Annotated in this window: 12 protein-coding genes and 1 riboswitch; of the genes, 8 read left to right on the plus strand and 4 right to left on the minus strand. The window is 70.9% G+C overall.

Annotated elements, in window-relative coordinates; translation table 11 throughout:
• Nucleotides 1-8: 8 nt before the first annotated feature.
• The 8 genes from ACIQ8J_RS06735 (at nt 9) to def (ending at nt 7,462) form a co-directional block, all read left to right on the plus strand.
• The gene (locus ACIQ8J_RS06735; protein ID WP_403266940.1) at nt 9-824 is read left to right on the plus strand and encodes an SOS response-associated peptidase; all 816 of its coding nucleotides are present in this window, start codon (nt 9-11) and stop codon (nt 822-824) included.
• A 97-nt stretch (nt 825-921) separates the two neighbouring features.
• Nucleotides 922-1,575, plus strand: a complete 654-nt coding sequence (locus ACIQ8J_RS06740; RefSeq protein ID WP_403266937.1) for an alpha/beta family hydrolase — start codon at nt 922-924, stop codon at nt 1,573-1,575.
• 246 nt (nt 1,576-1,821) lie between these two features.
• Nucleotides 1,822-2,466 (plus strand): sigma-70 family RNA polymerase sigma factor, encoded by a 645-nt coding sequence (locus ACIQ8J_RS06745; RefSeq protein WP_053729873.1) that lies wholly within the window; start codon nt 1,822-1,824, stop codon nt 2,464-2,466.
• Nucleotides 2,463-2,777 (plus strand): mycothiol system anti-sigma-R factor, encoded by a 315-nt coding sequence (rsrA, locus tag ACIQ8J_RS06750; RefSeq protein ID WP_403266934.1) that lies wholly within the window; start codon nt 2,463-2,465, stop codon nt 2,775-2,777. The genes ACIQ8J_RS06745 and rsrA overlap by 4 nt, the downstream gene beginning before the upstream one ends.
• A gap of 184 nt (nt 2,778-2,961) precedes the next feature.
• Nucleotides 2,962-4,425, plus strand: a complete 1,464-nt coding sequence (locus ACIQ8J_RS06755; RefSeq protein WP_403266931.1) for an HD-GYP domain-containing protein — start codon at nt 2,962-2,964, stop codon at nt 4,423-4,425.
• Complete coding sequence (locus tag ACIQ8J_RS06760) at nt 4,422-5,675, plus strand: HD-GYP domain-containing protein (RefSeq protein ID WP_403266929.1); 1,254 nt, start codon at nt 4,422-4,424, stop codon at nt 5,673-5,675. Before ACIQ8J_RS06755 ends, ACIQ8J_RS06760 begins: the two co-directional genes overlap by 4 nt.
• Before the next feature lie 116 nt (nt 5,676-5,791).
• A complete protein-coding gene (locus ACIQ8J_RS06765; RefSeq protein ID WP_403266927.1) occupies nt 5,792-6,772 on the plus strand; it encodes a tetratricopeptide repeat protein in 981 nt (326 codons plus the stop codon).
• Nucleotides 6,773-6,829: 57 nt separating this feature from the next.
• A complete protein-coding gene (gene def / locus ACIQ8J_RS06770; protein ID WP_403266924.1) occupies nt 6,830-7,462 on the plus strand; it encodes a peptide deformylase in 633 nt (210 codons plus the stop codon).
• Nucleotides 7,463-7,537: 75 nt separating this feature from the next.
• On the opposite strand, the gene ACIQ8J_RS06775 is transcribed toward def, so the two are convergent.
• The 4 genes from ACIQ8J_RS06775 to ACIQ8J_RS06790 form a co-directional block, all read right to left on the minus strand.
• Nucleotides 7,538-8,551, minus strand: coding sequence for a ribonucleotide-diphosphate reductase subunit beta (locus ACIQ8J_RS06775; RefSeq protein WP_403266921.1), 1,014 nt, complete (start codon nt 8,549-8,551; stop codon nt 7,538-7,540).
• A complete protein-coding gene (locus ACIQ8J_RS06780; protein ID WP_403266918.1) occupies nt 8,552-10,927 on the minus strand; it encodes a ribonucleoside-diphosphate reductase subunit alpha in 2,376 nt (791 codons plus the stop codon). It lies immediately after the preceding gene.
• 126 nt (nt 10,928-11,053) lie between these two features.
• A riboswitch (cobalamin riboswitch) is annotated at nt 11,054-11,196 on the minus strand.
• Between the two features lie 144 nt (nt 11,197-11,340).
• A complete protein-coding gene (gene mctP, locus ACIQ8J_RS06785) occupies nt 11,341-12,960 on the minus strand; it encodes a monocarboxylate uptake permease MctP (protein WP_403266915.1) in 1,620 nt (539 codons plus the stop codon).
• Entirely contained in the window at nt 12,957-13,226 is a 270-nt protein-coding gene (locus ACIQ8J_RS06790; RefSeq protein ID WP_403266913.1) for a DUF3311 domain-containing protein, read from the minus strand. Before ACIQ8J_RS06790 ends, mctP begins: the two co-directional genes overlap by 4 nt.
• Between the last annotated feature and the right edge of the window lie 11 nt (nt 13,227-13,237).

Consider the following 13,237-nt stretch of genomic DNA (forward strand, 5'->3'; position numbering starts at 1 on the left):
TGGCACCTATGTGCGGTAGGTATGCAGCGAGTCGCAAGCCCGAGGATCTCGCAGGAATCTTTGAAGTCGAGATGGGGGTCCCGGCCGAGACGCTGGTCCCCGACTGGAACGTGGCCCCGACGAAAGAGGTCTACGCGGTCTTGGAGCGCCCTATCAAGGACGCCGAGGACCGTCGTCCGGTTCGTCAGCTGCGCAAGCTGAAGTGGGGGCTCGTCCCGTCCTGGGCGAAATCTCCCGAGGGTGCGGCCCGGATGATCAACGCGCGTTCGGAGACCATCCACGAGAAGCCGTCGTTCAAGAAGGCGTTCGCGGCCCGCCGCTGCATCATCCCGGCGGACGGCTACTACGAGTGGGTCACCGGCGCCGGGGAGCGCGAGCTGGAGGTCGAGGGCCGGAAGAAGCGGCCGCGCAAGCAGCCGTACTTCGTGACCCCGGCGGACGGCTCGGTCTTCGCGATGGCCGGTGTGTACGAGTTCTGGCGCGACCGCACGCTGCCGGACGACCACCCCTCGGCCTGGTGGGTGACCTGCGCGGTGGTCACCACCGAGGCCGAGACGGGCCCGCTGGGCGTGGCCCCGGCCGAGGGCCCCGCCTCGCTGGCCGACATCCACCCGCGGATGCCGCTGATGCTGACCCCGGACCGCTGGTCGTCCTGGCTCGACCCGGCCCGTACGGACACGGAAGAACTGCGCGGTCTGCTCGTGCCGCCGCCGGGCGGTCTGATGCGGGCCTATCCGGTGTCGACGGCGGTCAGCAATGTCCGCAACAACGGTCCCGAGCTCCTGAAGGAACTGGAGGGCCCGGAGGAGGGCACGCTGTTCTGAGCGCCGGGAGCGCCGGGAGCGCCGGGGGCGGCTGGTCGGGGCGCGCGGCCGCCCATGTCGTACGCCGTCGTCGCCGGCCTGACGGCAGGATGGCCCCGTGACCAACAGCGAGATCATCCAGACCGGTGCCGGGGACGCGCGCATCACCTGGCACCCCGCGACGAAGGCCCGTGCGGTCCTTGCCGTGAGCCATGGCGCGGGCGGCGGCATCGAGGCCCGCGACCTCCAGGCGCTGGCCGCGGCCCTGCCGCCGCTCGGGGTGAGTGTGGCCCTGGTGGAGCAGCCCTGGCGGGTGGCGGGCAAGAAGGTGGCGCCGGCGCCCAGGACCCTGGACACCGGATGGCGCGACCTCTGGCCGGCCGTGGCGAAGCGGGGGCTGCCCGTCGTCGCGGGCGGTCGCAGCGCCGGGGCGCGGGTGGCCTGCCGCACGGCGGCGGAGCTCGGCGCGGCCGGAGTCCTCGCGCTGAGCTTCCCGCTGCACCTGCCGGGCAGGCCGGAGAAGTCGAGGGCGGCGGAACTGCTCGGGGCGGGCGTGCCCACCCTCGTCGTGCAGGGCGGCAACGACCCCTTCGGGAAGCCCGCCGAGTTCCCGGCGCCGGACGCCTTCCCCGAAGGGGCGTACGAACTGGTGGAAGTGCCGTTCGCGGACCACGGGTTCGCGGTCCCCAAGCGGGCCTCCCTCACCCAGGAGGAGGCGCTCGCGGTGATCACCGCGGCGGTCGGCGGATGGCTCGGCGCGCTGCCCGTCTGACACCGGGAATGCCGGCCGCGGGACCACTGTTATGGCGGACGTAGGGATACGCAGACCAGATGTGGAGAGGGAGTCCGTCGCATGGGATCGACCATCTGCCCCAGCCGCAAGGCCACCGCTGACCTGGAGTGGACGGTGCTTTCCGCGGCCGGAACCGCTCCTATTCGAGCGGCGGGCGGACCGGGTCGTCGTCTATCCTCCGATTCGAGCGGGTCCGCTTTCGGTCCCGCCGTAGCGTTCGAGGAGGTGGGTCCGGTCACAGGGACCGACGACGGCCACGTGGAAGAGACCACCGCCGAGCGCAACGCGCGCTTCGAGCGGGATGCGCTGGGCTACCTCGACCAGATGTACTCGGCCGCGCTGCGCATGACGCGCAATCCGGCCGATGCGGAAGATCTGGTCCAGGAGACGTACGCCAAGGCGTACGGGTCCTTCCACCAGTTCCGCGAGGGCACCAACCTGAAGGCTTGGCTCTACCGGATCCTCACCAACACCTTCATCAACTCCTACCGGAAGAAGCAGCGCGAGCCCCAGCGCAGCGCCGCCGAGGAGATCGAGGACTGGCAGCTCGCGCGCGCCGAGTCGCACATGTCGACGGGGCTGCGCTCCGCCGAGTCGCAGGCGCTCGACCACCTGCCGGACTCGGACGTGAAGTCGGCCCTTCAGGCCATCCCGGAAGAGTTCCGCATCGCCGTGTATCTCGCGGACGTAGAGGGCTTTGCGTACAAGGAGATCGCGGACATCATGGGTACTCCCATCGGTACAGTGATGTCCCGGCTGCACCGGGGCCGCCGCCAACTGCGCGGAATGCTGGAGGACTACGCCCGTGACCGCGGGCTCGTCCCGGCCGGCGCCGGCGAGTCGGACGAAGCGAAAGGCTCGGGCTCATGAGCTGCGGAGAGCCGCACGAGACGGACTGCTCTGAGGTCCTGGACCATCTCTACGAGTTCCTCGACCACGAGATGCCCGACAGCGACTGCAACAAGTTCGAGGTGCACTTCGAGGAGTGCTCTCCCTGCCTGGAGAAGTACGGGCTCGAACAGGCCGTGAAGAAGCTGGTGAAGCGCTGCTGCGGCTCGGACGACGTGCCGAGCGATCTGCGCTCCAAGGTGATGGGGCGGATCGATCTGATCCGGTCCGGCCAGGCCGTCCCCGAACAGGACGTGGTCACCGGCGAGGTGCCGACCCTCGACCGGGAGTGAACAGGCCTCGCAGGCAAGGAAGTTGAGAGCGGCCACGGCATACAGCCGTGGCCGCTCTCGTGCATCGGCCGAGGTCACCCGATGGTGCTAATCCCGGCGGCCCGAAACACCTCAATACGACCATGCGCCTGACCGCCGTCCCGTGCGGGCCTATTCTCCGGAGCCTGTAGGGGAAGGGGGTGTCATGGCCGGACCAGTGGGTCCCGTGCGCCTTCCGGTGGCGGCCCGCGCCGCCGTGACGGTCGCCGTCGCGGGAGCCCTCGTCTGCGCGCTGCCCGCACTCCACGGCCCCACCCCCTGGGCTGCCGCCGCGCTCCTCGCGGGCCTGTACGCGCTGTGCGAATGGCCCGCCCGCTGCCCGGTCCTCGCCGGCCGGGTGGCCGTGCCGATCGCCTCCGGCTCCTTCTTCCCGGTCCTGCTCGCCGCCGCCTTCCTGCTCCCGCCGTCGGCCGCCGCGCTCGTCGCGGTGCCGGGCGCGCTCATCTCGTACGCCGAGGAGCAGCCGCGCGCGGTGCGCCGGGCCTGGCGGGCCGCCCAGCTCGCGATCGCGGCCTCGGCGGCGGCCACGGCCCACGTACTGCTCGGCGGGCGGGCCGCGCTCGGCGGGCGCGGCCCGGCGACGGTCCCCGACTTCCCCTACGTGCTGCTGCCCGCCGGGGCCGCCGCGCTGGTGTTCTGCCTGGTCCTCACCGCGCTCGACGGGCTGATCCTGGCCACCGCTGAACGGCTGCCCGCCCGCACCGCCTGGCGCGGACTGCTGCTGCGCTCCCTCGCCCCGCACTGCGTGCACGGCCTCGCGGGCCTGATGATGGCCGTGCTCTGGCGCAGCCGCTTCGGGCCGCCCGCCGCGCTGTTCGTGCTGCTGCCCATGTACATCTCCTGCTGGGTCTTCGCCCAGTATCACCGCGAGCACGCCGCCCACCAGGCCACCATCCGCGCCCTCGTCCAGGCCGTCGACATCAAGGACAGGTACACCCGGGGCCACAGCGAACGGGTCGGCCGGGCCTCGGAGCTGATCGCGCGCGAACTCGGCATGGCGGAGGGGCGGTTGGAGGTCATCCGGTTCGCCGGGATCCTGCACGACGTGGGCAAGCTGGGGGTGCCCACCCGGGTGCTCCGGAAGGACGGGCCGCTCACCCCCCAGGAGCGGGCGGTCATCGAACTGCATCCCGAGTACGGCCACGAGATGGTGCGCGGCATCGGCTTCCTCGGCGAGGCGCGCTCGGCGATCCTGCACCACCACGAGCGGCTCGACGGGAGCGGGTATCCCTACGGCCTCGCCGGCACCCAGATCCCCGAGGCGGCCCGGGTGGTGGCGGTGGCCGACGCGTTCGACGCGATGACGTCGACGCGGTCCTACCGGCGGGCCCGGCCCGTCGCGGCGGCCGTCGCCGAGCTGGAGCGGTGTGCGGGGACGCAGTTCGATCCGGGGATGGTGCGGGCCCTGGTGCGGGCGCTGTCCCGGTACGGGTGGCACCTTGAGGTCACCGCGGACGAGGCGGCGGGTTCGGGGGCGCGCGGAAACGTACCGGCACCACTGGGGCCCGCGGCGGAGCCGCTGATGGGCGCAGCGCCCCCGGACCCCCGGTCCTCAAACGCCGGACGGGCCGAGATTTTTCCGCCCGGAGCGGTTGGGAAGGGCAGATGAAGCCACGGGCGCCCAGCGTCATCGCGGTGTACGCCGTCGCCGGAGCGCTCACCGCCTGGGCGCTCGGGGCGACGTTCCTCGGCGGGCTCGTCGAGCCCGGGGTCGCGGTGGCGTTCGGGGGGCTCGTCGTCGTGGGGGAGCTGGCCCGGTGGGGGGCCGGGGACGGGGAGCGGGAGCCCGCGCCGCTCGCCTCGGCGGGGGCGCTGGCCTACGCCCTGCTCGGGGAGAACGCCGGGCACGCCACCCGCCACGGGGTGCTCCAGGTGGTCGCCGTGGTGGTGGCCGCGGCCCTGGTCGGCTCCGTACCGCATCTGGCCGTGGGGCGCGGGCCCAGCCTGGACCAGGTGGCCCGGCGGGTGCTGACCGTCGCGTTCGCCGCCGTCTGTTTCCAGCCGCTCTACAACTCCAGGCTGCTGGACGACTGGTTCGGGCACGGACCGTACTTCGCGCTGGTGCTCCTGCTGCTGCTCGTGCTGACCGCGCTGTGCGACGCCGTGGTGGCCGCGCTGCTGCTGCACGCCCGCACCCCGTACCGGTTCGGGCCGCTGCTCCGCGACGAGCTGCGCGGGCTGCTCGGGATCGGGTCCGCCGTGTGCGCCACCGGAGCCGTGATCGCCCTCGCGGTCGCCGTCGCCGGGCTGTGGGCGCTGCCGGTGTTCTGCGTGCCGCTGCTCCTCACCCAGCTCGCCTTCCGGCGGTACGCGGCCGTGCGCACCACGTATCGCCAGACCATCACCTCACTGGCCCGCGCCACCGAGATCGCCGGATACACCCAGCCGGGCCACGCCCGCCGGGTCGCCGCGCTCAGCCGGGCCGTCGGGCGCGAGCTGGGCCTTTCCGAGCCGGAGCTGACCGTCCTGGAGTACGCGGCCCTCATGCACGACATCGGGCAGCTCTCTCTGCTCGACCCGGTGCCCGCCGGAGCCACCGCCCCGCTGCCCGCCACCGAGCAGCGCCGGATCGCGCTCCTCGGTGGAGCCGTGGTACGACAGACCGGGGTGCCCGCGGGCGTCGCGGTCATCGTCGAGCGGCAGGCCGACCCCTGGCGGGAGCAGCCGCTGCCCGCCCGGATCGTCCGCGCGGTCAACGCGTACGACGACCTCGCGGGCGGCTCCGCAGCCCCCGGCAGCTCACTGAACGCACTCGAACAGCTGCGGCTCGGCACCGGCCGCGACTACCACCCACAGGTCGTGGAATCCCTGGCACGCATCCTCGCCCGAGGCAGTCTGACCGCGGTGCCACCTGGGTAACCCAGGAGTAATGAGCGGCCTTCCGGCTGGGCATGGTTGGATGCGAAAGAACCCAGAAAACTGGGCGACCGTAAGACCGACCCGCTAGTCGGGGCCGGTCTGGGCAGGCGGGAATCGTGAGGATCTTCGGCAAGGGACGGCACCGGCCCTCCGCCTCGTGGCGGCAGGCCACAGACCGTGCGTTCACGCTGATCGGTGACGGCAGGTACGAGGACGCCGGGGCGCTGCTCACGCGCGCGGCGGACCTGGAGCCCTGGCTGTCCGAGTCCTGGTTCAACCTGGCGCTGCTGCACAAGTTCCGGCACGACTGGGAGCAGGCGCGGGCCGCCGGGCTGCGCGCCGTGGCCCTGCTCGACAAGGAGACCGGAGCCCCCGACTGGTGGAACGTCGGCATCGCGGCCACCGCCCTCCAGGACTGGCCGCTGGCCCGCCGCTCCTGGCAGGCGTACGGCCTGAAGGTGCCGGGCGAGGCCACCGGCAGCGGTGAGCCGGTCGGCATGGAGCTCGGCAGTGCCGCCGTGCGCCTCTCGCCGGAGGGCGAGGCCGAAGTGGTCTGGGGCCGCAGGCTCGACCCGGCCCGGATGGAGGTCCTCTCCATCCCGCTGCCGTCCTCCGGCCGCCGCTGGGGCGAGGTCGTGCTGCACGACGGCGTACCGCACGGCGAACGCACGACCGCCGCGGGCCCGTCCTTCCCGGTCTTCGACGAGATCGAGCTGTGGGCCCCCTCGCCCGTGCCCACCTGGGTGGTGCTGCTCGAAGCGGCCACCGAGGCCGACCGGGACGCCCTGGAGCGGCTCGCCGCCGACGCGGGCTTCGCCGCCGAGGACTGGTCCTCCTCCGTACGCCTGCTGTGCCGCGCCTGCTCCGAGTCCCGGATGCCCAGCGACGAGGGCGACGGCGAGCACCTCGACCCGCACGACCACAGCGAGCCCGGCCACCCCGGCCCGCTCGGCCACCGCACCTCCGGCGACCTGTGGGTACCCGAACGCGAATGCGGCATCGCGGCCCCCGCCGGCCTGGTCCGCGGGCTGCTCGACGGCTGGGTCGCCGACAATCCGGACAGCCGGGAGTGGCGGGATCTAGAAGAAGTCTGCTGAGCCGGGCCTTAGGCTGTACGGGATCGAATCGGGATTTCAGGAAGGCGTACGGCGGACATGGCGCAGCAGGAGACGGACCAGCAGGTCGAGAACGACGGGTTCGTCGTGGACACGGAGGACTGCGAGGCGCGCGAGCTGGCCTTCCGCGAGCGCGGCACCGCCCGCCCGATCACGGTCGTCGGCAACCCGGTGCTCCACAAGGAGTGCAAGGACGTCACCGAGTTCGACGGCGAGCTCGCCCGGCTGATCGACGACATGTTCGCCAGCCAGAAGGCGGCGGAGGGCGTGGGCCTGGCCGCCAACCAGATCGGTGTGGACCTCAAGGTCTTCGTCTACGACTGCATGGACGACGAAGGGGTGCGGCACGTCGGCGTCGTCTGCAACCCGGTCCTCGAAGAGCTCCCGGCCGAGCTGCGGGTCCTGGACGAGTCCAACGAGGGCTGCCTGTCGGTGCCGACCGCCTACGCCGAGCTGGCCCGCCCCGACTACGCGGTGGTCAGCGGCCAGGACGCCGAGGGCAACCCCGTCAAGGTGCGCGGCACCGGCTACTTCGCGCGCTGCCTCCAGCACGAGACGGACCACCTGTACGGCTACCTGTACATCGACCGCCTCTCCAAGCGCGACCGCAAGGACGCCCTGAAGCAGATGGCCGAGGGCACCGCCCGCTACGAGACGGTCCCGAACAACTGACGTACGCCATAAGCGATTTGAGGCCCCGCTCCCCCCGTGGGAGCGGGGCCTCAAGCCGTCGCGCGGACCGGCGGACTAGAAGTCCTCGTCGAAGCCCACCGAGCCCTCGACCGCCACCTGGTAGGCGGACGGACGGCGCTCGAAGAAGTTCGTCAGCTCCTGGACGCCCTGGAGCTCCATGAACGAGAACGGGTTCTGTGAGCCGTACACCGGCGCGAAGCCCAGGCGCGTCAGGCGCTGGTCGGCGACGCACTCCAGGTACTCGCGCATCGACTCGGTGTTCATGCCGGGCAGGCCGTCGCCGCACAGGTCGCGGCCGAACTGGAGCTCCGCCTCCACCGCTTCCTTGATCATGTCGGTGACCTGCTCCTGGAGCAGATCGTCGAAGAGCTCCGGCTCCTCCTTGCGGACGGTGTCCACGACCTCGAAGGCGAAGTTCATGTGCATCGTCTCGTCGCGGAACACCCAGTTGGTGCCGGTGGCCAGACCGTGCAGCAGACCCCGGCTGCGGAACCAGTACACGTACGCGAAGGCGCCGTAGAAGAACAGGCCCTCGATGCAGGCCGCGAAGCAGATCAGGTTGAGCAGGAAGCGACGGCGGTCGGCCTTGGTCTCAAGGCGTTCCAGCTTCTCGACCTCGTTGATCCACTTGAAGCAGAACTGCGCCTTCTCGCGGATCGAGGGGATCTCCTCGACCGCGTCGAACGCGGCCGCGCGGTCCTCCGGGTCGGGCAGATAGGTGTCGAGCAGCGTCAGATAGAACTGGACGTGCACGGCCTCCTCGAAGAGCTGACGGCTCAAGTAGAGCCGCGCTTCGGGGGAGTTGATGTGCTTGTAGAGCGTGAGGACGAGGTTGTTGGAGACGATCGAGTCCCCGGTGGCGAAGAAGGCCACCAGGCGTCCGATCATGTGCTGCTCACCCGGGGTGAGCTTCGCGAGGTCGGCGACGTCGGAGTGGAGGTCGACCTCCTCGACGGTCCAGGTGTTCTTGATCGCGTCCCGGTAGCGCTCGTAGAAGTCCGGGTAGCGCATGGGACGCAGGGTGAGCTCGAAGCCCGGGTCCAGGAGGTTCTTGTTCTCGGTGGTCATTTACTGGCACGCCTCGCAGGACTCGGGGTTTTCGAGGGAGCAGGCGATCGCGTCCGCGTCGGGGGCCGCCTGCTGCACGGGGATGGGGGTGGTGGCCTGGGCCGCGCGGGCGATGCGGGTCGCCGGGCGGGAGCGCAGGTAGTACGTCGTCTTCAGGCCCCGCTTCCAGGCGTACGCGTACATCGACGACAGCTTGCCGATGGTGGGCGTCTCCAGGAACAGGTTCAGCGACTGGGACTGGTCCAGGAACGGGGTGCGCGCGGCGGCCATGTCGATCAGGCCGCGCTGCGGGATCTCCCACGCCGTGCGGTACAGCGCGCGGATGTCGGCCGGGATCCAGCCGAAGTCCTGCACCGAGCCGCTGGCCTCGCGCAGCGCCTCGCGGGACTGGGCGTCCCACACACCGAGTTTCTTGAGGTCCGCCACCAAGTAGCCGTTCACCTGGAGGAATTCACCGCTCAGCGTCTCGCGCTTGAAGAGGTTGGAGACCTGCGGCTCGATGCACTCGTACACCCCGGCGATCGAGGCGATGGTGGCGGTCGGCGCGATCGCCAGGAGCAGCGAGTTGCGCATGCCGACCGCGGCGATGCGCTCGCGCAGGGCCGCCCAGCGCTCCGGCCAGTTCAGCTCGACGTCGTAGTGGTCGGGGTGCAGCACCCCGCGCGCGGTGCGGGTCCTGTCCCAGGCGGGCAGCGGGCCCGACCGCTCGGCGAGGTCGCAGGAGGCCTCGTACGCGGTCAGCATGATCCGCTCGGAGAGCTTGGTGGAGAGGGCCTTCGCCTCGGGGGAGTCGAAGGGGAGGCGCAGCTTGAAGAAGACGTCCTGGAGGCCCATCGCGCCCAGCCCCACCGGGCGCCACTTGGCGTTGGAGCGGCCCGCCTGCTCGGTCGGGTAGAAGTTGATGTCCACGACCCGGTCGAGGAAGGTCACGGCGGTGCGGACGGTCGAGTCGAGGCGCTCCCAGTCGATGGAGCCGTCGACCACGAACGCGCCCAGGTTGACCGAGCCGAGGTTGCAGACGGCCGTCTCGCCGTCGTCGGTCACCTCAAGGATCTCGGTGCACAGGTTGGAGGAGTGGACCGTGTGGCCCGGCTCCGCCGTCTGGTTGGCGGTGCGGTTGGAGGCGTCCTTGAACGTCATCCAGCCGTTGCCGGTCTGCGCGAGGGTGCGCATCATGCGGCCGTACAGGTCCCGTGCGGGCATCGTCTTCTGGGCGAGCCCGGCCGCCTCGGCCTTGCGGTAGGCGGCGTCGAACTCCTCGCCCCACAGGTCCACGAGCTCGGGCACGTCGGCGGGCGAGAACAGCGACCACTGGCCGTCCGCGTCGACGCGGCGCATGAACTCGTCGGGGATCCAGTGCGCGAGGTTCAGGTTGTGCGTACGCCGCTGGTCCTCGCCGGTGTTGTCGCGCAGCTCCAGGAACTCCTCGATGTCGGAGTGCCAGGTCTCCAGGTACACCGCCGCCGCGCCCTTGCGCCGGCCGCCCTGGTTGACGGCGGCGACCGAGGCGTCCAGCGTCTTGAGGAACGGCACGATGCCGTTGGAGTGCCCGTTGGTGCCCCGGATCAGCGAACCGCGGCTGCGGATGCGGGAGTACGAGAGCCCGATGCCGCCGGCGTGCTTGGAGAGGCGGGCGACCTGGTGGTAGCGGTCGTAGATGGAGTCCAGCTCGTCCAGCGGGGAGTCGAGGAGGTAGCAGGACGACATCTGGGGGTGGCGGGTGCCGGAGTTGAAGAGCGTGGGGGAGGACGGGAGGTAGTCCAGGCGGCTCATCAGGCCGTACAGGGACGCCACTTCGTCCAGGGCGCGCACCGAATCGTCCTCGGCGAGGCCGGACGCCACGCGCAGCATGAAGTGCTGGGGGGTCTCGATGACCTGGCGGGTGATCGGGTGGCGGAGCAGGTAGCGGGAGTAGAGGGTGCGCAGGCCGAAGTAGCCGAAGCGGTCGTCGGCGCCGTCGGCGAGCGAGGCCTCGACCAGGGCGTCGAGGCGGGCGGCGTGGGTGCGTACGAAGTCGGCGGTGCGGTCGGCGATCAGGCCCTCGCGGTGGCCGACCCCGACCGAGGCGGAGTACGACAACGCGCCCTGCCCGGCGGCTTCTTCGGCGATGGTGATCGTCAGGAGGCGGGCGGCGAGGCGGGAGTAGGCCGGGTCCTCGGAGATGAGCCCCGCGGCCGCCTCGGTGGCCAGGCCCCGCAGTTCCGCCTCGTCCGAGCGGGCGTTGCGGCCCCGGAGCGCGGCGGCGGCGACCCGGCCGGGGTCGGTGTCCGCGAGGTCGGCGGTGAGGTCGGTCAGGGTCCGCAGCAGCGCGGTCCCGGGCGCATCCGCCAGTTCTTCGGTGATCGCTGAAGCGGGATCCGCTGGGGCGATGGTCACGTGGGGGCACTCCCTCGCTCGGCACGGGGCCCTTCGGGGGAGGCGGAGGCGCGCGTCAGGGCAGGCCCGTGCGCGTCGTCCACCGGCCCAACCGCGAGGCCCGGACGTCTCGGCACCCGGTTCGGTCGAGCCGGATGCGCCGTCGGCAGGTCCTCGGACTCACAGGGTGCGACAAACCGCACCAAGTACACCGTTGCGGGACAGTTCCGGATTTCCACCGGATTCCCCTGCGGCGACAGCGAGGACGAGCATACATGTGGGGGGAGCCGGATGAGTAAGGCCCTACATGTTGTGTCGCCGTGCCCATTGAGACCGAGCCGTTCAAGGACTGGGTGCGCTGACCAACGCACATGGAAGGGCCGCCGCACCCTCCCGGATGCGGCGGCCCTTCGGCGTGCAGGTATGACCAGAACTCAGTGGGCCGCGCCCGCCGTCGCGGGCGGCAGGTCCGGGCTCACTCCCGGGTCGCCCGCGTCCGCCGTGTAGTCCGACGGTGAGGTCTCGTCCACGCCGTCCGGGGCCTTCAGCGCGCGCAGGACGAAGGTCAGGACCACGGTGACCACGACGTTCAGGACGAAGGCCGTGAGGCCGATGTAGCCGATCTCGCCGATGCCCGGGATCTCCTTCGAGGAGCCGCCGAAGTGCTTCTGGGTGGGCGAGGCGACGCCGTACGCCGCGAGCGTGCCGTACGCCATGCCGACCGCCCAGCCCGCGAGCAGCGCCCAGCGGTGGAACCAGCGGGTGAACAGGCCGCCGACCAGGGCCGGGAAGGTCTGCAGGATCCAGATGCCGCCGAGCAGCTGGAAGTTGATGGCCACGGTCTTGTCCATGGTCAGGACGAAGACCAGCGCGCCGACCTTCACCAGGAGCGAGACCAGCTTGGAGACCCGGGTCTCCTGCGCGGCCGTCGCGTCCGGCCTGATGAAGTCCTTGTAGATGTTGCGGGTGAACAGGTTCGCCGCCGCGATGGACATGATCGCCGCCGGGACCAGCGCGCCGATGCCGATCGCCGCGAAGGCCACGCCCGCGAACCAGTCCGGGAACATGTCCGCGAACAGCTGCGGGATCGCCAGCTGGCCGTTCTTGACGTTGACGCCCGCCGCGATCGCCATGAAGCCGAGCAGCGCCAGCAGGCCCAGCATCAGCGAGTACAGCGGCAGGATCGTGGTGTTGCGGCGGATGACGTTGCGGCTGCGCGAGGACAGCGTCGCGGTGATCGAGTGCGGGTACATGAAGAGCGCGAGCGCCGAGCCGAGCGCGAGGGTCGCGTACGTCCACTGGCTCGCCTCGCCGGGCGCGATCGCCCCGGTGGGCTTCCCGCCGGGCGGGCCCGCGAACTTGTGCTGCGCGGCGCTGAAGATGGCGTCGAAGCCGCCCAGCTTGATCGGGATGTAGATGATCGCCACCGCGATGACCAGGTAGATCAGCCCGTCCTTGACGAACGCGATCAGCGCGGGGGCGCGCAGCCCGGAGGAGTAGGTGTACGCCGCGAGCACCGCGAAGGCGATGAGCAGCGGCAGGTCCTTGACGAACCAGTTGGAGGACTCGCCGCCCACGCCCATGACGTCCAACACGGCCTGGATGCCGACCAGTTGGAGCGCGATGTACGGCATCGTGGCGAGGATGCCGGTGACCGCGACCGCGAGCGAGAGGCCCTTCGAGCCGAACCGGCCGCGCACGAAGTCCGAGGTGGTGACGTAGCCGTGCTTGTGCGAGACCGACCACAGGCGCGGCAGGAAGGTGAAGATCAGCGGGTAGACCAGGATCGTGTAGGGCACCGCGAAGAAGCCGGCCGCGCCCGCCGCGTACACCGCCGCCGGAACCGCGACGAAGGTGTACGCCGTGTAGAGGTCGCCGCCGAGCAGGAACCAGGTGACCCAGGTGCCGAACGACCGCCCGCCCAGGCCCCATTCGTCGAGGCTCTGCTCGTTCTCGGCCTTGCGCCAGCGGGCGGCCATGAAGCCGATGACCGTGACGGCCAGGAAGAAGAAGATGAAGACGCCGAGCGCGACGCCGTTCACGCCGTGCTTCACGCGGACGCACCCCCCTTCTTGTCGTCAGAGGTGCGCGAGCGCTGGTCGTGCTGCCAGAGCTTGTACGCGAGCATCGTGAGCGCGGTGGAAATCAGCACCCAGAGCATCTGGTACCAGTAGAAGAACGGGATGCCGCCGAGCTTCGGATCGGTCTTGGCGTACGAACTCACCCACAGCATCGCCACGAAGGGCGCGATCAGGCAGAGCGCGATGACCACGCGCAAGGGCGTGATCACCGGTCTCTTCACTTCCGTAGATTCCGGCATTGGGTGGCTCC

The organism is Streptomyces sp. NPDC094147, from assembly GCF_044764265.1.
GTDB lineage: Bacteria > Actinomycetota > Actinomycetes > Streptomycetales > Streptomycetaceae > Streptomyces.

Excerpts from the sequence above, each read along its gene's own strand:
- ACIQ8J_RS06735 (WP_403266940.1), top strand. The coding sequence starts at position 9 with ATGTGCGGTAGGTATGCAGCGAGTCGCAAGCCCGAGGATCTCGCAGGA.
- rsrA (WP_403266934.1), top strand. The coding sequence starts at position 2,463 with ATGAGCTGCGGAGAGCCGCACGAGACGGACTGCTCTGAGGTCCTGGAC.
- ACIQ8J_RS06755 (WP_403266931.1), top strand. The coding sequence starts at position 2,962 with ATGGCCGGACCAGTGGGTCCCGTGCGCCTTCCGGTGGCGGCCCGCGCC.
- ACIQ8J_RS06760 (WP_403266929.1), top strand. The coding sequence starts at position 4,422 with ATGAAGCCACGGGCGCCCAGCGTCATCGCGGTGTACGCCGTCGCCGGA.
- def (WP_403266924.1), top strand. The coding sequence starts at position 6,830 with ATGGCGCAGCAGGAGACGGACCAGCAGGTCGAGAACGACGGGTTCGTC.
- ACIQ8J_RS06775 (WP_403266921.1), bottom strand. The coding sequence starts at position 8,551 with ATGACCACCGAGAACAAGAACCTCCTGGACCCGGGCTTCGAGCTCACC.
- ACIQ8J_RS06790 (WP_403266913.1), bottom strand. The coding sequence starts at position 13,226 with ATGCCGGAATCTACGGAAGTGAAGAGACCGGTGATCACGCCCTTGCGC.